This is a genomic window from Acidobacteriota bacterium (genome assembly GCA_003225175.1).
Classification (GTDB): Bacteria; Acidobacteriota; Terriglobia; order Terriglobales; family Acidobacteriaceae; genus Gp1-AA112.
In genome coordinates this window covers 46,714-69,734 of record QIBA01000039.1, presented here as the reverse complement: position 1 = coordinate 69,734, position 23,021 = coordinate 46,714, and the positions used below count along the sequence as shown (strand labels likewise).

Below are 23,021 nucleotides of genomic sequence, written 5' to 3'. Positions count from 1 at the left end.
GAGCTGAAACGCTGAAGAGAGACATGGAGAATCGCCCCGAAGAGTTGGTGCAGATCAAGGCTTCGCCGAAGAAGCCGAAGCTGACCTTGCAGGAAGTGCGCCAGCGGCTGTCTGCCGCGAGTGGGAAAAAGTATTGGCGGAGCCTCGAGGAGCTGGTCGATGAGCCCGGATTTGAGGAATTGCTGGAGAATGAATTCCCGGCTGGGGCCGTTGAATATCAGAACGATGGAGTCTCGCGCCGCAACTTCATGAAGCTGATGGGCGCGTCCATGGCCCTTGCCGGAATGACGGCGTGCACGCGTCAACCCGACGAGCCAATCGTTCCTTACGTAAAGCAGCCTGAGGAGTTGATTCCAGGGATTCCGAAGTTCTTCGCTACCACCATGCCGTTCCCCACGGGAGCGATTCCGCTGCTGGTGAAGAGCAATGAATTTCGTCCGACGAAGATCGAGGGAAATCCGCAGCATCCGGCTTCTCATGGCGCGACAGATGTTTTCGCGCAGGCTTCCATTCTTGATCTGTACGATCCGGATCGTTCGCAGGCCTCGAGCTATCGTGGCGAGCATCGCAACTGGGGCGATTTCCACACAGCTATCGATCAGTACAAGGTGAAGGCGGCAGCTTCGGGGGGCGCAGGGTTGCGCTTCTTATCGGAGACGGTGACATCGCCAACTTTGGCTTCTCAGATACAGGCGGTGCTGAAGAAATTTCCGGCTGCAAAGTGGTATCAGTGGGAGCCGATAAATCGCGATTCCGCGCGTGCGAGTTCGCAAACCCTTTTCGGTCAGTATGCTGAGCCGGTTTATAAGTTCGAAGCGGCGAATGTAGTGCTCTCGCTTGACGCGGACTTCCTCTCCGGCTCGCATTTCCCGGGATTTGTTCGTTATTCCCGCGACTTCATCGCTCGCCGGAAGCTAAATACTGACGCTCCAATGAACCGCCTCTACGTGGTGGAGAGTTTCTCGACCACTACCGGCGCTCTCTCAGACAACCGCTTGCCGATGCGCGCCTCGGATATCGTACCTTTTGCCGCGATCCTCGCTGGAATGCTCGGCGGCGGCTCGGGAGCGGCGACTCAGGGAATTAGCGCAGAAGAACAAAAATTCCTGGAAGCTCTGGCGAAGGATTTGAAGGCGAATCCCGGCGCATCCATTGTCATTGCTGGAGACCAGCAGGCGCCTGAGCTCCACGTACTCGCTGCCCAGATCAACCAGGCGCTGGGAAATGTTGGGAAAACGATTGTCTATTCGGATACCGTCGAACTCGTTCCCAGCGATCAGCCCGGCGGGTTAAGGCAGCTTGTCGGCGACATGAACGCCGGAAAGATTGACTTGCTGGTGATCCTGGAGGGCAATCCGGTATACACCGCGCCTGTGGATCTGGACTTCCAGACTGCGATGAGCAAGGTGGCGACCAACATTCACCTGAGCTGCTATCGCAACGAAACGACGCGCTTCTCCCAGTGGCATATCCACGGCACTCACTATCTCGAGAGCTGGAGCGATGCGCGAGCCTACGACGGAACCTGCTCGATCGTGCAACCACTGATCGCTCCGCTTTATGCCGGACGCACCGCGCATGAGATCGTCGCGCTTTTCTCCGATAATCCGGACACAACACCTTACGATGCGCTAACCGGGTATTGGCGCCAGAATGGGAAAACCTCGGGAGACTTCGACTCCAATTTCCGCAAGTGGCTGCACGACGGACTCATTCCCAATACGGCATCCGCGGCGAAGTCTCTCTCTCCCCGTGGTGGAGCTTCTAGCGTGCAGCCGCTCGACAAAAATGCGATCGAGGTGGTGTTCCGGCCAGATCCCACGATTTACGACGGCCGCTACACCAACAATGCCTGGCTGCAGGAATGTCCGAAACCAGTGTTGCGATTGGAGTGGGATAACGCAGCGATGATGAGCCTCGACACCGCTGCGACTAAGGGCTTCAATCAGGAAGATATCGTCCGCATTACGGTCGATGGGCGCACGATCGAAGCTCCGGTGATGATTGTGTACGGTATGCCCAACAACAGCATCACGCTGCATCTGGGTTATGGCCGCGCGTTCGCCGGGCGCGTCGGCAACGGCTACGGTTTCAATGCCTACGCGATTCGTAGCAGCAAGACGCCGTGGATCGCGAAGGTCGACAAGATCGAGAAGACCGGCGACACCTACAAGCTGGCGATCGTCCAGAATTTCACGCTGATCGATGCTCAGGGAAAAAAGGAATACGAGAGCCGCTCGGTGCAGGGCTCAGAGGCGCTGCGCCGCGATCTGATTCGTGTGGCTTCATACGACGAGTTCAAGAAGAATCCGCACTTCGCACACGACGAGTACTACCTGGAGGATCCGAAGCCTCACGAAACCCTTTATACGCCGTATGACTACAGCAAGGGATATCAATGGGGCATGGCCATCGACATGAATTCGTGCGTGGGCTGTAATGCCTGCGTGATTGCATGTCAAGCGGAGAACAATAGTCCCGTAGTGGGTAAGGAGCAGGTCAAGATCGGTCGCGACATGAAGTGGCTGCGCATCGACGCATACTTCACCGGCGATCTCCATAATCCTCGCGCCTTCTTCCAGCCGATGTTGTGCCAGCACTGCGAGAATGCACCTTGCGAACCTGTATGCCCGGTCGGCGCCACGACGCACACGCCCGAAGGCATCAACATGATGGTTTACAACCGCTGCGTCGGGACACGTTATTGCCTGAACAACTGTCCGTACAAAGTAAGGCGATTCAACTTCCTGTTGTTCTCCGATTACGAGACGGCGAGTCTTAAACCGCTGCGAAATCCTGATGTCACGGTGCGCAGCCGCGGCGTGATGGAAAAGTGCACGTTCTGTATCCAGCGCATCAATGCTGCGCGAATTCAGGCTGAAGTCGAAGAAGTTCACCTGCAGCAGTCGGATCCGAACGCGAAGCGCACGATTCGGGACGGTGAAGTAGTAACGGCATGCCAGCAGGCTTGTCCGACCGAAGCGATCGTCTTCGGTGACATCAACGATGCGAACAGTCGCGTGGCAAAAGCGAAGGGGCAGCCGCGGAATTATGGCGCGCTCACGGACATCAACACGCGGCCGCGCACCACGTACATTGCGAATGTGATCAATCCCAATATGGAGATCGGCGATCGCACTGGAGCGCCGGGCAAGAGTTACATCACCACTGGAGCCGAATCGTAATCATGGCAACTCACGGCTTAACCGATCTGCCGCCATCACAACGGCCTTATCTCACCGATCCGCCGGTGATCGCGCCGGGGCACACGTTTGCTTCCGTGACGGAAAAGATCATGCGGACCGTCCTTACCGGACGCACGCCCCTGGGCTGGATCGGTGGAGTGCTGCTCGCCTTCGGCATCGTCAACATCCTGATGCTCGCCTTCGGCTACTTGTTCTGGAAAGGGACTGGCATCTGGGGCGTGACGCAACCTGTGGGCTGGGGATTTGCGATCGTTAATTTCGTTTGGTGGATCGGTATCGGTCACGCCGGCACGCTGATCTCTGCCATTCTCCTGCTCTTGAAGCAGAGCTGGCGTACCTCGATCAACCGCGCGGCTGAAGCGATGACGCTCTTCGCCGTGATGTGCGCCGGCATGTTCCCGCTTGTTCACACCGGGCGCCCCTGGCTTGCGTGTTATTGGCTTTTTCCGATACCGCTCACGATGGGAGTATGGCCGCAGTTCCGCAGCCCGCTGATCTGGGACGTTTTTGCGGTTTCGACTTATTTCACAGTCTCGCTGTTGTTCTGGTTTACCGGACTCATTCCCGATCTAGCCACTCTCCGCGATCACGCCAAATACCGCATTACAAAAACGATCTACGGTGTGTTGGCGATGGGTTGGCGTGGGTCGGCGCGTCATTGGGCGCGGTATGAAACTGCCTATCTTTTGCTTGCGGGCCTCTCGACGCCGCTGGTTCTTTCCGTGCATACGGTTGTGAGCTGGGATTTCGCCGTTTCGGTCATCCCGGGCTGGCACACCACGATCTTCCCGCCGTACTTCGTCGCGGGCGCGATCTACTCGGGATTCGCGATGGTGCTTACACTGATGATCCCGATTCGGGCGGCATACGGTATGAAGGATTTCATCACCATGCGCCACCTTCAGAATATGGCGAAGGTGATGCTCGCGACCGGATTGATCGTCGCTTATGGCTACTTTATGGAAGCCTTCATGGCTTGGTACAGCGGAAATCGCTTTGAGCTGTACACGTTTAAGAACCGCGCCTTCGGGCCCATGGGTTATTTCTATTGGTTTTTGATTACGTGCAACATCGCGCTTCCGCAATTGCTGTGGCTGCGCGGCTTCAGGAATTCGCCGGTGCTGCTCTGGATCATGTCGATCATCGTGAACACCGGCATGTGGCTGGAGCGCTTCGTCATTGTCGTTACAAGCTTGCATCGCGACTTCCTGCCCTCTTCATGGGGAACGTACAAGGCGACGCGCTGGGATTATGCCACCTACGTCGGTACGCTCGGCTTCTTTACCATGATGTTTCTGTTGTTTATCAGAGTGCTTCCCATGATCTCGATCTTTGAAGTGCGAGCCTTGTTGCCGCAGTCGCGGATCAACTCGCTCGCGCAGGAGAATCTGCAATGATCGAACCGGGAATCTATGGACTGCTGGCGGAATACGATACCGTTCCCGGTCTCATAGAGGCGGCGGAACGCGCGCATGAGCTCGGCTATCGGCGTATGGATACTTACTCGCCGTTCCCAATCGAGCCTGCTGCAGAGGCGATTGGCTTCCACAAGAATCGTGTCGCGCTGGTAGTTCTGCTCGGCGGATTACTTGGAGGACTGGGCGGATATTCGCTTGAATATTGGGTTTCAGTGCTCGCTTATCCGATCAATGTTGGCGGCAAGCCCTTGCACTCCTGGCCGGCATTCATTCCCGTTACGTTCGAATGCACGGTTCTGGGAGCCGCGATTTCTGCATTCATAGGAATGCTGGCAATGAATGGACTGCCGATGCCGTATCACCCGGTGTTCAACGCGCCAAACTTCACCGCAGCCAGCAAGGACAAATTGTTTCTCTGTATCGAAGCCGCCGATCCGCAATTCGACTTGAGCAGGACACGTCGGTTCCTTGAGGAGACTGATCCGCGAGTTGTGACGGAGGTATCGAATTGAACCGCCGTCTCCAAGCTTACGTTAAGTCTTCTCTCCTGCTATTGGCTGCGAGTGCCCTTCTCGCCCTGTCTGGCTGCAGACAAGACATGCATAACCAGCCGAAGTATGTCCCCTACCGAAGCAGCGAGTTTTTCCAGGACGGGCTCTCGGAACGGCAGCAGCTTGTCAATACCGTGGCGCGCGGTGAATTGCACGAAGATGCATACCTATACACCGGCAAGGTTGGCACAAAAGAGGGAGACCGCTTCCCGTTTCCAATTACCCAGGCGGTAATGGAGCGCGGACGCGAGCGCTACGATATTTACTGCTCACCCTGCCACTCCCGCGTAGGCGATGGGAACGGCATGATCGTGAAGCGCGGATACCGGCAAGCCGCCAACTTCCACGACCAGAAGTATGCAAGCCAAACAGTCGGTCACTATTATGACGTGATTTCGCATGGCTCCGGCGCGATGCCGGACTATGCGGCGCAAATCGAGCCTGCTGACCGCTGGGCAATTGCAGCCTACATTCGCGCGCTGCAGTATGCCCAAACTGGGAGAATGACCGATGTGCCTGCCGATCAGCGCGGCCAGCTGAAAGATCAAGCGGAGATCACTACGAAGGAAGGGATTCCCCTGCAGAGGGCGATTGCGTCCGGCGGTAAAGGCGGCCCGCAGAGTGTGCCCGCGGAGGCAAGTCCAACCGCGCCACCTCAGCCTAATCCGTCCCAGCCGCAGGAAGGACCCCAGAAGAAGTGAGCATGGAAACTCACGACAAACAATTCCCTGCGGAGCTGAACGGTCCCGCATGGCTGTTCGATCGCTACCAGAGCCGCGCGCTTATTGTGGGTGGTCTATTCACGATCCTGCTGATCATCGGCGCCTTTGTAACTCCCCATGGCTACGATCATTTTTTGAGCGCCTATCTTGCTGGATTTGTCCTCTGGACGGGCGCGAGTCTGGGATGCATGGCGCTGCTGATGGTGAATCACCTTTCAGCCGGCAAGTGGGGTCTGATCATTCGCCGGATTCTTGAAGCAGGAGCCGCGCAGTTTCCTCTGATGTTCTTGCTTTTCATTCCGATCGCTATCGGAATGAACCATCTCTTTCCGTGGATTCCCGACAGCCCGCGCTGGGTGCAAGCGAACTCGGACGCGCACACGATCATGCAGCACAAGGCCATGCTGCTGAACAAAACGTTCTTCCTGATCCGCGTGCCGATCTACTTCTTCATCTGGTGGGCCTTCTCGGCAACTCTGCGACGCTGGTCGATCGAGCGCGACCGGAACCCTCAGGGCCGCGACTGGCAGCGTATTCTCGAAAACGTAAGCGGCATCGGCATTGTTGTCTATGCGCTCACGATGACCTTCGCGGTTGTCGATTGGATCATGTCGCTCGACGCGACCTGGTTCTCAACCATCTATGGGCTGATTTACCTCGCAGGCCAGGGGCTGACGGCATTCTCGATCTGCATCATCACGGTGCTGTTGCTCTCACAGGAAGAACCGATGCGGACGATGCTGCGCAAGACCGAGATGCACGACATCGGCAAGCTGCTGTTTGCCTTCGTCATGCTGTATGCGTACTTGTCGTTCTCGCAGTGGCTCATCATCTGGTCAGGAAACATGCCCGACGAGGCCAACTGGTACATGAGTCGTCTCGCTGGCAATTGGATTAATCTGGGACGATTCCTGATCCTGTTCGAGTTTGCTGTGCCCTTTGCGTTGCTGCTCTCGCGAAGACTGAAGAAACAGCCGGCCTTCATGGTGCCTCTGTGTGCCTTCATCATCTTTGTCCGCATGGTGGATTTGTACTGGATGGTGGAACCGAACTTCATCTCCGCGGAACGCCAGATCGTGTTCAACTGGATGTATCTGGTGGCGCCGCTGGCCATCGGTGGATTCTGGGTCTTTTTCTTTATGCGCAGCCTGAAATCGCGGCCGGTTCTGGTGGCCTACGATCCGCAGATGGAAGAGCTTTTGGAGCCTGAACATGCAACCGCCTAAACCGATGAAGCCGCAGGGCGGCGCGCTGAAAACCACGGATCCGAATCTCGCGCATGAGACAACGGATATCAGTCTTACCGGTGTCGTCGCGTTCATCCTTGCGTTGGCGTTCTGTGGCCTTGTGATCTTCGTGGTGCTCTGGGGCGTGTTCCATTTTGCAACCAGCTATGCGGCCAAGCAGGACGAGCTCGATAAGCGTGATCCGTGGGTGCAGAGCACGGAAACTCAGGTAGAGCAAGCGGCAAAGAAGCTGCGCACGCCAGAGAACAAGTCCAAGGAACCGGCCTCGATGGAGATGGCCGACTCGGAATCGCGCATTCGCGTGAGCCGCTTTCCGCAGCCGCGCCTGCAGGATGATGATGTACACGATCTGGCAGTGATGCGTGAAGCGGAAGATATTTATCTGAATCAGTATTTCGTTCTGGACAAGAACTCCGGGAAGGTGAACATCCCAATTACGCAAGCGATGCAGGCTGTCGTTCAGAAAGGATTGCCGGCGATGCAGGCTCCTGCTGGCGCGGCCGCACCTGGTACGGCTGAGGGGACAGGGGTTACGAAACCGTCGATTCAGAGCAGTCACGCGAAGCAGGCAAGCGGAACCTCGATGCGGTAACCGAACAGGATTGAAGAAGGGAAGTGCAGTCGTGAGTTGTACAGCAGTCATAAGAGGGATCGGCAAATGGTTGGCGTTCAGCGCAATGGCATCGATGCTGGGGCTGCCTCTATGCGCGCAGCAGGCGGGTGCTGCAGGGCTGCAGCCGTCGAGCGATGGCTCAACGCCGAATCAGCGTCCCCCGATTCTTCAGCAGGTTGGTATCGATCAGCATTTGAACGAACAGCTTCCGCTGAATCTGCATTTTCGCGACGAGGCTGGAAAAGAGGTAACCCTCGGCGATTATTTCAACAAGCGCCCGGTGATTCTGTCGCTTGTGTACTACCGCTGTCCGATGTTGTGCGGTGAGGTCCTTAATGGTCTGACCAGCTCGCTAAACGTCGTCAACTTCGATTTGGGCCGCGACTTCGAGGTCGTATCGGTGAGCATCGATCCGCACGAGACTCCGGATGACGCTGCAAAAATGAAGGAAGTGTATCTGCGGCGGTATAGCCGGCACTCGGCGACTTCACCGCAGGGTTGGCATTTCCTGACCGGCAATCAGGATCAGATCGATCAACTCGCGAAGGCCGTGGGTTTCCGCTATGTGTATGACCCGCGGATCAAACAGTATGCCCACGCCAGCGGAATTCAGGTGGTCACGCCGGAGGGCCGGCTCTCGCAGTACTACTACGGGATCGAGTATTCGCCGAAGGATCTGCGGCTGGGCTTAATCGAAGCTTCCAGGAACCATATTGGGACAGTGGTGGACAAGCTGATTCTCTACTGTTACCACTACGATCCCACCACCGGTCATTACGGCGCGATTGCCATGAGGGTTTTGCGAATCGGCGGAATAGTGACCGTGCTGTTGCTCGGAGGATTCATCATCACTATGGCCAGGCGCGATGTGCGCGCGGGAAGACAAAACACAGGACGGACTGCCTAGATCATGCTTCCCCAGTTCTTTCCGCTGTTTCCGGAATCGGCGTCGACGATGTCCACACGAGTGGACGCACTCTACTTCTTCATTCTCGGCATCACCATATTCTTTACACTGCTGGTGGGGCTGCTGATTCTTGTCTTCGCCACCAAGTACCGGAAACAGAAGCATCCGGTGCCGGTGCAGATCCATGGCTCGATTCCCCTCGAGATTTTCTGGACGCTGGTGCCGCTTGGCATCTCTATGGTGATCTTTGCCTGGGGAGCCGTGCTCTTTTTCCAGGAAATGCATCCGCCCAAATCGGCGATGGATATCTACGGCATCGGCAAACAGTGGATGTGGAAGTTCCAGCATCCCGGCGGTCAGCGTGAGATCAATAATCTTCACGTTCCCGTAGGTAAAGCCGTGCGCATGACACTTATCTCGCAGGACGTGCTGCATTCCTTTTATGTCCCCGCATTTCGCGCGCAGATGGATGTGATTCCCGGCCGATACACGACTGTCTGGTTCGAGGCTACGAAGCCCGGCATCTATCATCTGTTTTGCAATCAATATTGCGGTACCAAGCACTCCGGCATGGTCGGCGAGGTAACGGCAATGACGCCCGACGATTATCAGGAATGGCTACGCAGCGCCGGCGCCTTCGGATCGCTCGCAACGGAAGGACAAAAGGTCTTCGCTTCTATGGGATGTCCCACGTGCCATACCGGGGCCGACAACGCTCGCGGCCCGAATCTCTACAATCTTTACGGAAGGATGGTTCGCACGCAGGAAAATACAACCGTAATGGCGGATGCGGGTTACATTCGCGAATCGATTCTGAATCCGAGCGCGAAGATCGTCTATGGCTTCCAGAACATCATGCCAACATTCCAGGGTCAGCTCAATGAAGATGAGATGATCCAGATTGTCGAATACATAAAATCTCTGACTTATAACGGGCAACTACTACAATTGCAGACAAATACCCAGCAGGAACCGCCGGTGAACCTGAATAAGATTCAGCAAGGCGTCGATGTGACCAAGCCGGGTACGAACCAGAATCCAGTGCCGCGCACCAGCGCAGTTCCGATAACCCAGGAAGCTGCGCCTGCACCGCAGAGTGGAACTCCGGCGCGCCCGAACGCGCCCCGGCAGAATACTCCGGCGAAGCCCAGTGGATCACAAGTGGAGCAACGATAATGAGCACGGCAACGCAGAATTCGCTCGCGCTCGAAATGCCAAGCGATACCTACTTAAATTCCAGCTATGGCGTGAAGTCATGGTTCCTGACCGGAGATCACAAGCGCATCGCGGTGATGTACATTGTGTCCATCAGCCTGATGTTTCTTCTGGGCGGAGTGTTTGCCACGCTCGTACGTCTCGAGTTGCTGACTCCGGCAGGCGACCTGTTCCAATCTGACACCTATAACAAGCTCTTCACCATGCACGGCGTGGTGATGATCTTCGGTTTCCTGGTTCCGTCGATTCCGGTCACGATTGGCAATTTCCTGATCCCGATCATGGTCGGCGCGCGCGATCTGGCGTTTCCCAAAATTAACCTGGCAAGCTGGTACATCTACATCATCGGCATGATCTTCATGCTGGCCGCAATTATCAGCGGCGGTGTCGATACCGGTTGGACGTTCTATACGCCACTCAGCACGCAATACTTGACGACCCACGTGATGTTCACGGCGATTGGCATTCTGATCGCCGGATTTTCTTCCATCTTTACCGGCCTCAACTTCATCGTCACCGTGCATCGCATGCGTGCCCCCGGCATGACCTGGTTCCGGCTGCCGCTCTTCGTGTGGTCGAACTATGCGGCCAGCATCATCATGGTGCTGGGAACTCCGGTGTTGGCCATCACGCTGATTCTCGTGGCACTCGAGCGCGGATTGCACATCGGCATCTTCAATCCGGCGCTGGGCGGCGATCCCGTGCTTTTCCAGCACATGTTCTGGTTCTACTCGCATCCGGCGGTTTACATCATGATCCTGCCGGGATTCGGAGTCATCAGCGAGATCATCCCGTGCTTCGCCCGCAAGCGCATCTTCGGGTACAGTGCCATCGCTTTCTCTAGTATCGCGATCGCCGTGTTCGGATTCCTGGTCTGGGCGCACCACATGTTCATCGCCGGAATCTCGACATACTCGGCGCTGATCTTTTCGTTTGTTACGTTTCTGGTCGCGATTCCCTCGGCCATCAAGGTCTTTAACTGGACCGCGACGCTATATAAGGGATCGATCCAGTTCGATACCCCGATGCTGTATGCGCTGGCCTTCATCGGGCTGTTTACGATCGGCGGACTTACGGGATTGTTCCTCGGCGCGATCGGCGTCGACATGCATGTGACGGCTACTTACTTCGTGGTCGCGCACTTCCACTACGTGATGGTGGGAGGCATGCTTGTGGCGTATCTGGCCGGTATGCACTTCTGGTGGCCCAAAATGACCGGGCGCATGTATCCGGAAGCTCCCGCGAAGCTCTCGGCGCTGATTGTGTTCATCGGCTTCAACTTGACGTTCTTCCCGCAGTTCATTTTGGGATACATGGGCATGCCGCGCCGATACCACAGCTATCCGCCCGAGTTCCAGGTGCTCAACGTACTCTCGACTGCCGGCGCTTCGGTGCTGGCCGTTGGCCTGTTGATGCCGATGTTCTACATGCTGTGGTCGCTCAAGTACGGCGAAATCGCAGGCAATAATCCTTATCGCGCAACCGGCCTGGAGTGGCAGACTACCTCGCCTCCGCCAACGCACAACTTCCATGAGACTCCCATCGTGACTCAGGAAGCGTACGATTACGAAAGCCAGTCTGAGGAGGTCGAAGTTGTCGGATAGCCAGACTACGACGCTCTCGCCGGCGCACCATCATCACGATCCGTCGCTGCTCGTGCAGTTCGATACTCCGTATCAGCAGAAGGACGCTTCCCAGTTTGGGATGTGGGTGTTCCTCATCACCGAAATCATGTTCTTCGGCGGATTGTTCGGTGCGTACCTCATCTATCGCAATCTTTACAATCCCGCGTGGGTGGCAGCCAGCTCTTCAATCGATATATCGCTCGGTGCCATCAATACGGCCGTGCTCATCTGCTCCAGCTTGACGATGGCCATGGGCGTTCACAGCGCGGCTCTTGGTGCGCGCAAGCTGCTCGTATTTTGGCTGGTAGCGACCTTGGCACTGGGCAGCGTCTTCCTTGGAATCAAGGGCGTCGAGTACCACCAGAAATATGTCGAACACCACATTCCCGGCGCAAATTTCGATTTCAACTACGATCGTGCAGAGAAGGGCGAGAAACTGATTCCGGCCGACGTGGCCACGCAGACATCCATCTTCTTCGCGCTTTACTTTGCGATGACCGGAATGCACGCCCTGCACATGATCATCGGAGTGGGGATCCTGATCTTCCTTATCTACAGGGCGTCTCACGGAGCGTATCCACCGCATCATTACACGATGGTTGAAAACTTCGGCCTGTACTGGCACTTTGTAGATATTATTTGGATCTTCCTGTTCCCATTGCTGTACTTAGTAAGTCGCAGTCCCGTGCATTGAATTCAGGCCTTCGGAATCTGTATTCGCGATTTCGGAGCTCTAAGTTAGCTAAACGAAAATTCGGCAGGAGCCGTTAAGGTAGGAAAGCATGTCCGCTGGCGGAGACCACATCGTTTCACCCAGGATCTACATAACCATCTGGCTGATCCTGCTTACGTTCACCGGACTCACGGTTTGGGCAGCTTTCCAGAACTATGGCATCTTCAATCCCATCATTGCGCTCACCATCGCCTGCACCAAGGCTACGCTGGTGATTCTCTTTTTTATGCACGTGAAGTACTCGCCGAAGATGATCGCGCTCGTGATCGGCTGCGGCCTTTTCTTCCTATCGATTTTGATGGTGCTTACCTTTGCGGACTACATTAGCCGGGCTTGGGCGAGTTAGAGAAGCTCCCCAAGGCTTTACGCCCCGAAAAAGAACAGCGAGAAATACTGGGCATTTGCGAATTTGAACTCGCCGAATTCTGCCCAAATAGGCAAATTTTGCTTAAGGGCAGGGCGCTCAGCAGGGAGTATATGGATTTTGGGACTAACCCATATGAGCCAGGCAATTCGACACCTTTCTCGCTCGATGCAAGAAACAAGCTTGGAACCACCAGAGAATTCTGGGCCCTAAACTTCACGCAGCACCTAGTAGTCCCACTCACCTGAAGTTCGGCCGCCACCAGCCGCTTGCGATGGTCTAATCTTGTGTGCCTGAGCTACTTCTCGCGATGATGCCATGGTCCCGACGGGCAACTAGGTTTTCGTTAGAACCAGGAGTCCTTTCCCTCCTTATTCTAAGCATTTTCACGGTCAATCTTTCCTGGCAGCAGTCTTCTGCTCAGAAATATACCGCCAGCAGACGCCTTCCGATTCCGGCAGATTCGATTCGCTTCATCGCGTTTGCCGACGCTGACCCAGTCATCAAAGCCTTCTCTGCCGACTTGCCGGAGGAGTTGGTGCACGCCGTTGCGGCCCACGACGAGTCGGAGTGGGACAAGTATGTGCGCGGCAAAGACCGCGAAATCAGAGAGCGGCTTCGTCGTGGCGATCTTGATACTCTGGCGAACCTCCTGCTTTTTGGCACATCGTACACGGTTGCGACTCCGCTAACGGCGGAGCTCCTTAAGAACATTCACGCGCAGACGGCGCGCACTGCAAGTTCCGATCTGGGAAGCCGGGCGGTACTGAAGCGTCTCGACGACCTCACTGCCGGAGTCGCGCGACCGAGAACGAACGAGCGTCTCAAATATTTTCATGACCTTCTTGCCGGCCAGCAGTACCGCTTCGAAACTCCGGAGCAGCTATTCAAGGTAAAAGAGTTTCTCGGATCGAATCTTTTGCGCATGATTCACGAAGACACCGCCTATGCCGCCGCTCTGGCCGAAGCGCGGCGCGTGCAGAAGAATGAGTTCCAGAAACGCTCGCAGGTCTTTGCCCAGCGGGGCATTTCGCTGGATACTTCTTTGTTCCCAAACTATGCCATCGAGAAAGCGCTGCTCCACGCGAAGCAGCAAGGACTTCTTCCAACTTGCGTGACGAAGGTTGGCATCATCGGACCTGGGCTGGACGTGGTCAACAAGGACGAAGGATTGGACTTCTATCCGGAGCAGACGATTCAGCCATTTCTTCTGGCAGATAGCCTGGTCAGGTTGGGACTGGCAGATCCTCAGCAACTGCAGATCACGACCTTCGATATCAGCCGCCTGGTAAACCAGCATATCGCCGGCATTCGGGCGCGTGCCGAACACGGCTCGCCGTACACGGTTCAGTTGCCGATTCGTTCCGACATCCCTTGGACGCCGCAGGCACTCGCCTACTGGAAGCATGCCGGCCTGACGCTCGGTCGTACCACTGTGCCACTCAAAAGCAGCAGGCCGGCTCCGCTCAAGTACAAGGCAGTGACGTTCCGCCCCTCGCAAGCACTGCGCATTCAACCGGTGGACCTGGATGTCGTTTATCAACGAGCCGAGGTTCCCGAATCGGAACGATGGGACTTGATCATCGCAACCAACATGTTCGTGTATTACGGCGGCTTCGACCAGGCTTTGGCGATGAGCAATCTTGCGCCAATGTTGCGCACGAGTGGAGTGTTGCTGACCAATGACGTCCTACCAGAGCGGCCCGATCTCGCACTGAGAGCTGTGGGATTCAGCGAAACCCCGTATTCTTTTCGTCCCAATGATGGCGATCGAATAACTGCTTACCAATCTCGATGGTCGCAATAGCCACATGCCGTTAAACGCCATTTTCTGCCGCATGGTCTAGGGATACTCAGCCTAAAAAGTGGGACAAGATACATTTTTTTGGATTCCAGTCTGTCCCGTTTTCCATTTCTCGTATCCCACTCTGGTCCATTCGTACCTAAGCCCTTGGTCTGTAAGGCCTATTGAGCATGGAATCGCGCATGCTCGTACATAAGGTTTTTACCCAGCACTTGGAGTGTCGGCAGAGCTCCTCTTCTTTGAGGTTCTCTCTTCTGCTCAAACATTCCGAATTTTTGGAGAGATTAGATTATGAGAAATGGAATTCGTTATTTCCTATGCTTTATCGCTGTGTTAGCGCTTGCGAGCTTCGCGCTCGGTCAAACCGAAACGGGCCAGATCAGCGGCACGATCACCGATTCCACTGGCGCCGTGGTCTCAGGAGCGAAGATTACAGCCACATCCACCTCGACCGGACTGGCGCGTGTGGCCGTCAGTAACTCAACGGGTAACTACACGATAGCCAGCCTGCGACCTGATACCTACGAAGTGGCAATTGAGGCTCCTGCATTCCAGAGATTCACTCGGCAACTCAGAGTCACAGTCGGTTCCAGCAATGAGGTTTCGGCGCAGTTGAACGTTAGTGCATCGTCAACGACCATTGAAGTTACCGCCTCAGGCGAAGTAGCGGCGGTTAACACCGAGAATCAAACCCTATCCCAAATAATCGATTCGACGCAGGTGTTGGAATTACCAACGCTCACGCGCAATCCTTATGACTTCGTTGGCACAGCCGGGAATGTGACGGAAGACCTGGGGACTACGCGGGGTGTTGGCTACACCATCAACGGAATGCGTTCCGCTTCGACCAATATCCTGCTTGATGGCGGCGAGAACGTTAACCTGTTTGATACTTCTGTTGGGCAAAAGGTTCCGCTTGATTCAGTCCAGGAAATGAGCGTCCTAACCAACAATTTCACGGCTGAGTATGGTCGAGCGAGCGGCGGCGTGGTTAACGTCATTACTAAATCAGGCACCAACACGTTTCATGGCTCCGCATATGAGTTCAACCGCGTGTCTGCCCTGGCATCAAACACCTACCAAAACAACGCGACAGACACTCCCAAGGGCGTATTTACTCGAAACAATTACGGCTTTTCGCTGGGCGGTCCCATAGTCAAAAACAAGCTGTTCTTCTTCAACAACACTGAATGGATCCGTGTACGTAGTAGTTCGCCGGTACAGTTCACCATTATCGATCCCGCATCCATTCCCACGCTCGCTCCGGCAAGCCAAGCATATTTCAAGGCATATGGAACATTGGCGCCTGGTGTTCGCACGTTAAGCAAGGTTCCTTGCGGAACTCTTACTTGCGACACGGTAGCCATTGCGGTTCCTACGGATGCTGGTGGCGGGGCTCCGCAGAATACTTGGGAAGAAGTCGCTCGAATTGACTACAGCCTAAGCGAGAAGACCACTGTAACGGGCAGCTACGACTCGTACAAGGAACTCGATTTCGCTGGGTTCGTCAACAATAGTCCCTATGCCGGTTACAACACTGGACAGACGAACTACGATCAACACCTTACGCTCAACGTTACTCACCTTTTTGGTCCGAACGTCGTAAATACTTCGAAGGTCGTCTATAACCGCATTAACGGACCCGTCCAGCCCCTAGGAACAGCGCCAGTTGGCCCGACTCTCTATAGCTCCGGAGCGGTTCCGACTGTGAACGGACAGCAATTAGTGTTCCCCGGCTACAACGAAACCGCCCCCGGACTTGGACTGCCGTTTGGCGGCCCGCAAAATCTTTACCAGTTCTACGACGATGTCTCCTGGACGACGGGAAAACATCAGTTCAAATTTGGCGGCCAGTACATCCATGTACGCGACAATCGTACTTTCGGAGCGTACGAAAACGCCGTTGAAATTCTGGGCTCGAATTTGAACAATGGCCTTGCCAACTTAGTCGCCGGAAACATTTTCCAGTTCCAGAGCGCGGTCTATCCGCAAGGCAAATTTCCGTGTCCGAAGGATGCCAGCGGGAATGTTCTGCAGAGTCCCAGCTGCACGCTTAACCTTCCTGTCTCAAAACCGGCATTCAACCGCAACTACCACTACAACGATCTTGCTTTCTATGGGCAAGACTCGTGGAAGCTGATTCCAAACTTTACGGCCAATCTGGGGCTTCGTTGGGAGTATTACGGCGTACAGCACAATGCCAATACCGCTCTAGACTCGAACTTTGTCTTGGGTTCAGGTAATACGCTTTTTGACCAGATTCGCAATGGCTCGGTTAAGTTAGCTTCTGACGGTGGCGTGTTCTGGAAGCCAAAATACACTAACTTTGGCCCTCGAGTTGGCTTTGCCTGGGACCTGTTCGGCAACGGCACAACTAGCCTTCGCGGAGGCTTTGGAATCAGCTACGAACGTAATTTCGGAAACGTAACTTTCAACGCCATACAGAACCCACCAAATTACGCTGTGCTTAGTCTTACTTCGGGCACCGATGTTCCGACCATGCCAGTGTTCACGGACAATAATGGCCCCTTGGGAGGCACGGGAACGAAGGCATTGCCCGCAGTCAGTCAACGTGCCATAAACCAAAACATCAAGACTGCTTACGCCGAATCATGGGATCTTGCGATCGATCGCCAGGTAATGAAGAATTCGGTGCTCTCTCTTGATTATGCAATGTCGTACGGGTTGCATCTCTACGATATTGCCAATATCAACCCTTCCTTTGGCGGCTCCGCATTCTTGGGCGATACAAGGGCGGCGAATCGTATCAACTACCAGTACAGTAATCAGAATTTCCGCAGCGACAAAGGCTACAGTCACTACAATGCCTTAAACGTTAAGTACGCCGCCAACAACTTTCTGGACAAAGGCCTTAGTCTTAACGTCAATTACACTTTCTCCCACGCATTGGACAATCTATCGTCCACGTTCAGTGAAACAAACGGTGGCGGCCAGTCAGGACTGTACCAACTCGGCTATCTCGATGCCTTTAATCCGCAGCTGAACTACGGGAACGCTGATTTTGATGTTCGCCATCGGTTGACAGGCTACTTAATGTGGCAACTTCCGTGGCTGAAGAACTCAAGCAACGGGCTCGCGCGGACGATATTTGGAGGCTGGGAAATCGTTCCCGTTGGCAACGTCCGCAGCGGTTCGCCCTTCAGCATCTATGACTGCACGAACGCCCGGAATGGTGTCTGCCCAGAGTATGTTGCGAACGCACCAATCAGCACTTCGGGTTCGTCGACGCCGGCAGGATCGAATTTTGCTGGAAACACTTTTAACTACATAACGCTGCCGAATGCGGGCGGGGTCGTATCGAACCAGGGAGATGCGCTGGACGTGCCAAAGTGCAGCGGCTTATTCCACGTCGGTTGCAGATACTCGACGAGCGGTCTCCCATATCCCGAACGGAACCAATTCCGTGGACCCGGCTTTTGGAATATGGACTTTAACGTCTATAAAGACTTCAAGCTCACCGAGCGAGTGGGCCTGCAGTTCCGCGCTGAGTTTTACAACATCTTCAATCACTCGAATCAATACGTAGCCACTGAAAACCTGGACGTTTCCTCGCTCGCAGACGCTAACGGAGATCCCGCACCTTTCGTCCAAACCGAGAAGGGCGGCAAGTTCGGTGTCGCCGGCCAGCCCACCGACGAGCGGCGCAACCTTCAATTTGGATTGAAGGTAAGATTCTAAGTAGGCGCGACTGCGGTAACCGCGGGAGCCTTCGGGCTCCCGTTTTGTTTTGGTGTACTTGCTGCGGCGATTTGAAAACCGATTACCATTGTAATCTTCACCGCAACCTTCAACGGGCTTAATCTCATTTGACTAGTCGGTTACCTCGACTTTTTCTTCCATTTGCTGTTGACGAGGCATCGACGCACTTTTGGGCGTCTAAGGAAAAAGGTGCACAACAAACTCTCCGTGACTCTGCTGTTTGCTGCCAGCTTTGCAGTATCGAGTGCTCTTGCCTCCGATTCGGACAGAACGGACGGCAATTCGGCTAACACCGCTGCGATTTCTACGTCCAACAAATCAGAATCGACGCTGAGCAATCATCGACCCGGGATTGCATTCAAAACTTCGTTGCTGGGCTTTGGAGGGGACGTGGCGGTCCCCATGACTCGACGCTCGAACGTGCGTGTCGGATTCGCCGCGTTCAACTATGGTCGCGGATTCGACAAGGATGGGGTTAGCTACTCCGGCCGTCTGAACCTGCGGTCGATGCAGGCGCTTTACGACATCTTTCCTTTCGGCGGCGGATTCCATCTGAGCCCGGGCGTGATGATGTACAGCGGCAATCAGCTCAGCGGCAGTGCAATCGTTCCCGGTGGACAGACGGTTACGTTTGGTGGAGTTGACTACGCCAGCGATCCAGCGAACCCACTCAAAGGCAATGGAAAGCTTCAGTTCAGCAAGGCGGGACCGATGTTTCTGTTTGGCTTCGGCAATCTTGCTCGTCGCAGTGAGCGCCACTTTGGCATGACCGTTGATATTGGAGCTGTGTATCAGGGAGTGCCTCGCACTACGCTGAACTTTACCGGCGGAGCGTGCGATCCCACCGGCTTGGGCTGCCGCGACGTCTCGTCAGATCCGACGGTGCAAAGCAACATTCAATCGGAGCAGGCGAAGATCAATCACTCGGCCTCGCCGTTAAGGTTTTATCCGGTGATCTCGGTCGGGTTCGGTTATAAGTTCTGAAGTTTATTGCGACACCAGTTTCCGACGAGCCTCGAGCAATCGAGGCTTTTCTGTTTCGAAGCCAGCCGAATTCTCCACTGATCTGGCCATTCTCGAAAACACTGCCGCGGTCTTGTAGTCTTGATATGAATTGCTGCGATGTTCCAATGCGCGAAACCCCATTTTTTTGCTTGCCGTTTTGTGGTCTGCTTTTGGAATTTGCGACGCTGCCCTCGGACAATCATCCCAGGAGCAGCTGTTTTCGAAGTCGCGTGGGGCGATGGGGAGCACATTCACGATCTATCTGTATACTCACGACCAAACAAAGGCGGATGAGGTGTTCGAGGCAGCATTTGACGAGATTGAGCGAGTGGAAGAAGTCTTGAGCAACTATCGGCCGAGCAGTGAACTCTCACGAATTAATCGTATGGCGGCAACCGAGGCGACCACGACGGATCCGGAGGTCTTCAAACTGCTTGAGACATCGTTTGAGTACAGCCGCTTGAGTAATGGCGCATTTGACATTACCGTGGGACCGCTCATGCGCGCGTGGGGCTTCTTTCGCAAGAATGGGCGCTATCCGACGCGCGATGAGCTATCGCACGCGCGAGCAGAGGTTGGGTGGACCAAAGTGAAGCTCGATCCGAACCAGCGAACGGTCAGATTCGCTGTTCCCGGAATAGAACTGGATCCGGGCGGCATCGGCAAGGGCTATGCTGTGGATCGAGTGATCGATGTGCTGCGCGATGCAGGAGTCAAGGCCGCTTTGGTCGATGCCGGCTCAAGCTCGCTTTACGCGTTAGGCGCTCCGCCCGGAAAAGAAGGGTGGAAAGTGATTGTGCCGCGACCCGGCGATCGTGCGCATGCCGTTGCCGAGGTTGTTCTGCGCGATAATTCTCTCTCGACTTCGGGCAGCTATGAGAAGTTTTTTCGCCTGAATGGCAGGACGTACTGTCACATCATGGATCCGCGCACTGGAGAGCCGGTGCAAGGGATGCTGCAGACGACTGTGATTGCTCCAACCGGCACGGCGACCGACGCGCTCTCTACGACGATGTTTGTCATGGGCCCTGCGGAGGGCAGGAAGCTACTTGAATCCATGCCCAACACCAGCGCTATCTGGATTACAAACAGCACCAACGAACCCTTCATCGAGCAGTGGCATTGGCCGGGCCGGCTTTGCCGGATCCAAGACGACTGCCCGGCGGCAGGAGAGGAAAACAGGAAGCAATGAATCGACGAGAATTCCTGGGAGGCGCGGCGGCTGTGGCTGCCTCGACTCTCGTACAACCGAGCAGTGCCACGATGATGGCGGCGTCTGATCGCGTGAATTTGGCAATTATCGGTCCGGGCAGCCGCGGCCAACAGCTGATGCGGACTTTTCTCCGAGTGCCCGGCGTTCGCTTCGCGGCTCTCTGCGACATCTATGAGCCGCGGTGGGATCAGGCACGCAAGATCACTGGCGAGAATACACGGGCATTCAACGATTATCGCGAACTGCTTTCCACGAAGGATATTGATGCGGTGATCGTTTCCACCCCTCTGTCATTGCACTCGGAGCACGTGATCGCGGCTCTCGACAGCGGTCATCACGTTTATGGCGAGAAGAGCATGGCGCTCACCGTCCCACAATGCGGAGAAATGCGCGACGCGGTGAAGAAGAGCGGACGACATTACCAGATTGGGCTGCAGTATCACTACGCTCCGTGGTATCGGGAAGCGATGCGGCTGATTATGTCGGGGAAGATCGGTCAGGTTACACAAATCTATGCCTACTGGCACCGCAACAACAGTTGGCGGCGTCCGGTTCCCAACGATGATCCAAAACTCGAGCGGCTCATCAACTGGCGTTTATATCGCGAGTTCTCTGGAGGCCTTGTCGCTGAGCTGGGGTCTCACCACATTAACTTTGCAAATGAGGTTTTTGGAGGAATTCCCGAATCGGTAGTGGGAAGCGGCGGCGTGGATTTCTGGAAAGATGGTCGCGAAACCGCGGACAACGTGCAGGTTATCTACCGTTATCCTGACGGCAAGACGCTCTTCTTTAGCGCGATTACTACGAATCACTTCGACGGATGTCAGGTGCAAGTGTGTGGCACCGGTGGAAGCATCGTTTTGACAGAAGCCGATGGCACCTACTACTACGAGCCGAAGACCAGTTCGTCAGCGGTCCCGGAGGCGCTGGCGGTTGAGCATGGAGTCGTGACCGGTGCGAGTTACAAAGCGGAGTTACCTTATCGCGGCCAGGGACGCCCGCTGACTGTTCCTGCGGGCACACAAGGGAATCCGGATTTTGTGGCCTGTGATTCGTTCATTGAAAGCATTCGGAGCAACCAGCGTCCGAAGGCGAATGAGGACGTTGCCTGGAATTGTGGTGTGACGGTGGCGTTGGGGAACTATGCGATTGATCACGAGACGGGGATCAAGTTCGCGGATCATGTGCGGGCTTGAAGTTGAGTCCGTGGCTCCTCAATCACTTGAGTTCCCAACTCAAGCCGCAACGCCAGCGTTGCGCGCACGAGGATATTGCGTGCGCTCACCTCCTCGATTGCGAGAATCGTTGCAATCGTATCTAGCTTCAATCCGAAATACTGCTTCAATTCCAGCACGATGCGTTCGCGAGGCGATAGTTGCTCCAGGGCTTCTTGTAAGTGATTAGCTTGCCCGTCAATTGCCGGAGCTCGCCGTGTGAGGAACTCTATGCAAGTGCGGGCGACGACTCGGTAAATCCATAAGTAAAAAGAGCACTGAAACCGATAAGTGCGGAGTTCCTTATAACTTTGAAGTAGAGCTTTCTGAAACAGGTCGCGTGCTTCGCGTTCCGAATGGGCCAGGCGCAATGCCAGCGCCAGGATCGCGCGGTCATAGCGGCTTGCGACTTCGGCAAATGCTTCCCAGCGGCCGGCCTGCGCCTGACGAATCAGCGCAGCGTCGTCAGGCGCATAGGGCAAGCCTGGAAAAGCGCCTTGCGAGGCTGCCATGGCTTCGGGCGCCGTTCCAATCCGGAATTTGACGTCAAACGACCGCATGGTGCTCACCTTGGTGACGCTCCAGATACAATCAGCAGACTCAGATCATCTGTACGCGGAGTTCCATGGGCGAAATCCTGGGCTGCTGCGATCATAGAGAACAAGGCTGTGCTTGCAGGCTGACTCTGACAATTCCGGGCTTGGGCGAGCAGTCGTTCGATTCCGAACTCCTCGTCGTTCCCGTTTAGGCATTCAATCAAACCATCGGAATAGCCAACAAACATGTCGGATGGGGAGAACGGAACGCGCGTCTCTTCAAACTCGGCCAGCGGAATCGCGCCAAGCGCCGGACCACCTGCCGAGATGCGTTGCACTGCACCGTTCTGTCGCTTGATGAACGGCGGGAAGTGTCCCGCATTGCAGTAAGTGAGTTCGTCTCCTTGCCAGTCGAGAATTGCCAAGACCATCGTCGTGATTGGGGCGCCCGAACCCAGGGCACACAAATCACGATTGATCGCCGATGCAACTAGATTAGGTTTGCGGAGATTAGCAAACGATGTGCGGAGCAGGCTCATTACGTGGGTGGACCACATCGCTGCAGTCAAGCCTTTGCCGGCGACATCGCCCAACGCGAGGAGGGTAGAATCGCCGCAATCGAAGATGCAAACAAAGTCGCCGGAGAAATGCTGGACGGGAAAGATCTCCGCGGCGATTTCGAATTGTCCGCGCTGCAGCCTGCGCGGCCCGCTCAACCTGCGCTGCACCTGCTGCGCTTCGAACACTTCGCGATACAGCGCGGTAACTTCGGCCAGGTCAACTACGGGCATGCTGACCGCGGAACTATCTAGCGAAAGCTCAATGTCGAGCACGCTCGGGAGCGTCGTGCTCTCGAGCATCACTGAGCGATTCTCTGCGGAGCGTTCTCGGATTCGATGTGTTGCCGTGCAACCCATAAGTCACCCTC

19 protein-coding genes are annotated in these 23,021 nt (G+C 55.4%); 17 read left to right on the top strand and 2 right to left on the bottom strand.

Annotated features, from left to right (window positions below; translation table 11 throughout):
- Nucleotides 1–23 precede the first annotated feature (23 nt).
- From DMG62_09090 to DMG62_09010, 17 genes are all read left to right on the top strand, one after another.
- Nucleotides 24–3,185 carry a hydrogenase gene (locus DMG62_09090; GenBank protein PYY23238.1) on the top strand — a complete coding sequence of 1,054 codons (3,162 nt, stop codon included), beginning with the start codon at nucleotides 24–26 and terminating at the stop codon, nucleotides 3,183–3,185.
- Between the two features lie 2 nt (nucleotides 3,186–3,187).
- Entirely contained in the window at nucleotides 3,188–4,603 is a 1,416-nt protein-coding gene (locus DMG62_09085) for a hydrogenase (protein ID PYY23237.1), read from the top strand.
- A 23-nt stretch (nucleotides 4,604–4,626) separates the two neighbouring features.
- Nucleotides 4,627–5,136 (top strand): DUF3341 domain-containing protein, encoded by a 510-nt coding sequence (locus DMG62_09080; protein ID PYY23337.1) that lies wholly within the window; start codon nucleotides 4,627–4,629, stop codon nucleotides 5,134–5,136.
- Between the two features lie 86 nt (nucleotides 5,137–5,222).
- Entirely contained in the window at nucleotides 5,223–5,876 is a 654-nt protein-coding gene (locus DMG62_09075; protein ID PYY23236.1) for a quinol:cytochrome C oxidoreductase, read from the top strand.
- A 2-nt stretch (nucleotides 5,877–5,878) separates the two neighbouring features.
- Nucleotides 5,879–7,123: a hypothetical protein gene (locus DMG62_09070; GenBank protein ID PYY23235.1), complete on the top strand. Its 1,245-nt coding sequence runs from the start codon at nucleotides 5,879–5,881 to the stop codon at nucleotides 7,121–7,123.
- Complete coding sequence (locus DMG62_09065) at nucleotides 7,110–7,736, top strand: hypothetical protein (GenBank protein ID PYY23234.1); 627 nt, start codon at nucleotides 7,110–7,112, stop codon at nucleotides 7,734–7,736. Before DMG62_09070 ends, DMG62_09065 begins: the two co-directional genes overlap by 14 nt.
- 94 nt (nucleotides 7,737–7,830) lie before the next feature.
- Complete coding sequence (locus DMG62_09060) at nucleotides 7,831–8,664, top strand: SCO family protein (GenBank protein ID PYY23336.1); 834 nt, start codon at nucleotides 7,831–7,833, stop codon at nucleotides 8,662–8,664.
- A 3-nt stretch (nucleotides 8,665–8,667) separates the two neighbouring features.
- The gene (coxB, locus tag DMG62_09055) at nucleotides 8,668–9,840 is read left to right on the top strand and encodes a cytochrome c oxidase subunit II (protein ID PYY23233.1); all 1,173 of its coding nucleotides are present in this window, start codon (nucleotides 8,668–8,670) and stop codon (nucleotides 9,838–9,840) included.
- Nucleotides 9,840–11,483, top strand: a complete 1,644-nt coding sequence (gene ctaD / locus DMG62_09050) for a cytochrome c oxidase subunit I (protein ID PYY23232.1) — start codon at nucleotides 9,840–9,842, stop codon at nucleotides 11,481–11,483. Before coxB ends, ctaD begins: the two co-directional genes overlap by 1 nt.
- Before the next feature lie 100 nt (nucleotides 11,484–11,583).
- The gene (locus DMG62_09045; protein ID PYY23335.1) at nucleotides 11,584–12,198 is read left to right on the top strand and encodes a cytochrome oxidase subunit III; all 615 of its coding nucleotides are present in this window, start codon (nucleotides 11,584–11,586) and stop codon (nucleotides 12,196–12,198) included.
- A gap of 88 nt (nucleotides 12,199–12,286) precedes the next feature.
- Entirely contained in the window at nucleotides 12,287–12,583 is a 297-nt protein-coding gene (locus tag DMG62_09040; protein PYY23231.1) for an oxidase, read from the top strand.
- Nucleotides 12,571–12,849, top strand: coding sequence for a hypothetical protein (locus DMG62_09035; GenBank protein PYY23230.1), 279 nt, complete (start codon nucleotides 12,571–12,573; stop codon nucleotides 12,847–12,849). Before DMG62_09040 ends, DMG62_09035 begins: the two co-directional genes overlap by 13 nt.
- A gap of 62 nt (nucleotides 12,850–12,911) precedes the next feature.
- Entirely contained in the window at nucleotides 12,912–14,408 is a 1,497-nt protein-coding gene (locus tag DMG62_09030) for a hypothetical protein (GenBank protein PYY23229.1), read from the top strand.
- Between the two features lie 288 nt (nucleotides 14,409–14,696).
- Complete coding sequence (locus DMG62_09025) at nucleotides 14,697–18,104, top strand: TonB-dependent receptor (protein PYY23228.1); 3,408 nt, start codon at nucleotides 14,697–14,699, stop codon at nucleotides 18,102–18,104.
- 210 nt (nucleotides 18,105–18,314) lie between these two features.
- Entirely contained in the window at nucleotides 18,315–19,109 is a 795-nt protein-coding gene (locus DMG62_09020; protein PYY23227.1) for a hypothetical protein, read from the top strand.
- Nucleotides 19,110–19,368: 259 nt separating this feature from the next.
- Nucleotides 19,369–20,322: an FAD:protein FMN transferase gene (locus tag DMG62_09015; GenBank protein PYY23226.1), complete on the top strand. Its 954-nt coding sequence runs from the start codon at nucleotides 19,369–19,371 to the stop codon at nucleotides 20,320–20,322.
- On the top strand, nucleotides 20,319–21,539 hold the full coding sequence (locus tag DMG62_09010) for a gfo/Idh/MocA family oxidoreductase (GenBank protein ID PYY23225.1): 1,221 nt from the start codon (nucleotides 20,319–20,321) through the stop codon (nucleotides 21,537–21,539). The genes DMG62_09015 and DMG62_09010 overlap by 4 nt, the downstream gene beginning before the upstream one ends.
- Here DMG62_09010 and DMG62_09005 read toward each other — a convergent pair.
- Together DMG62_09005 and DMG62_09000 are read right to left on the bottom strand one after the other, a co-directional pair.
- Nucleotides 21,524–22,126: a hypothetical protein gene (locus DMG62_09005; GenBank protein ID PYY23224.1), complete on the bottom strand. Its 603-nt coding sequence runs from the start codon at nucleotides 22,124–22,126 to the stop codon at nucleotides 21,524–21,526. The two genes, DMG62_09010 and DMG62_09005, sit on opposite strands and share 16 nt — an antisense overlap.
- Nucleotides 22,123–23,010: a serine/threonine-protein phosphatase gene (locus DMG62_09000; GenBank protein ID PYY23223.1), complete on the bottom strand. Its 888-nt coding sequence runs from the start codon at nucleotides 23,008–23,010 to the stop codon at nucleotides 22,123–22,125. The genes DMG62_09005 and DMG62_09000 overlap by 4 nt, the downstream gene beginning before the upstream one ends.
- Between the last annotated feature and the right edge of the window lie 11 nt (nucleotides 23,011–23,021).

Coding starts and splice junctions, on each gene's coding strand:
- DMG62_09090 (PYY23238.1), top strand. CDS start 24: ATGGAGAATCGCCCCGAAGAGTTGGTGCAGATCAAGGCTTCGCCGAAG.
- DMG62_09085 (PYY23237.1), top strand. CDS start 3,188: ATGGCAACTCACGGCTTAACCGATCTGCCGCCATCACAACGGCCTTAT.
- DMG62_09075 (PYY23236.1), top strand. CDS start 5,223: ATGCATAACCAGCCGAAGTATGTCCCCTACCGAAGCAGCGAGTTTTTC.
- DMG62_09070 (PYY23235.1), top strand. CDS start 5,879: ATGGAAACTCACGACAAACAATTCCCTGCGGAGCTGAACGGTCCCGCA.
- DMG62_09065 (PYY23234.1), top strand. CDS start 7,110: ATGCAACCGCCTAAACCGATGAAGCCGCAGGGCGGCGCGCTGAAAACC.
- DMG62_09060 (PYY23336.1), top strand. CDS start 7,831: ATGCTGGGGCTGCCTCTATGCGCGCAGCAGGCGGGTGCTGCAGGGCTG.
- coxB (PYY23233.1), top strand. CDS start 8,668: ATGCTTCCCCAGTTCTTTCCGCTGTTTCCGGAATCGGCGTCGACGATG.
- ctaD (PYY23232.1), top strand. CDS start 9,840: ATGAGCACGGCAACGCAGAATTCGCTCGCGCTCGAAATGCCAAGCGAT.
- DMG62_09045 (PYY23335.1), top strand. CDS start 11,584: ATGTGGGTGTTCCTCATCACCGAAATCATGTTCTTCGGCGGATTGTTC.
- DMG62_09040 (PYY23231.1), top strand. CDS start 12,287: ATGTCCGCTGGCGGAGACCACATCGTTTCACCCAGGATCTACATAACC.
- DMG62_09030 (PYY23229.1), top strand. CDS start 12,912: ATGATGCCATGGTCCCGACGGGCAACTAGGTTTTCGTTAGAACCAGGA.
- DMG62_09025 (PYY23228.1), top strand. CDS start 14,697: ATGAGAAATGGAATTCGTTATTTCCTATGCTTTATCGCTGTGTTAGCG.
- DMG62_09015 (PYY23226.1), top strand. CDS start 19,369: ATGGGGAGCACATTCACGATCTATCTGTATACTCACGACCAAACAAAG.
- DMG62_09010 (PYY23225.1), top strand. CDS start 20,319: ATGAATCGACGAGAATTCCTGGGAGGCGCGGCGGCTGTGGCTGCCTCG.
- DMG62_09000 (PYY23223.1), bottom strand. CDS start 23,010: ATGGGTTGCACGGCAACACATCGAATCCGAGAACGCTCCGCAGAGAAT.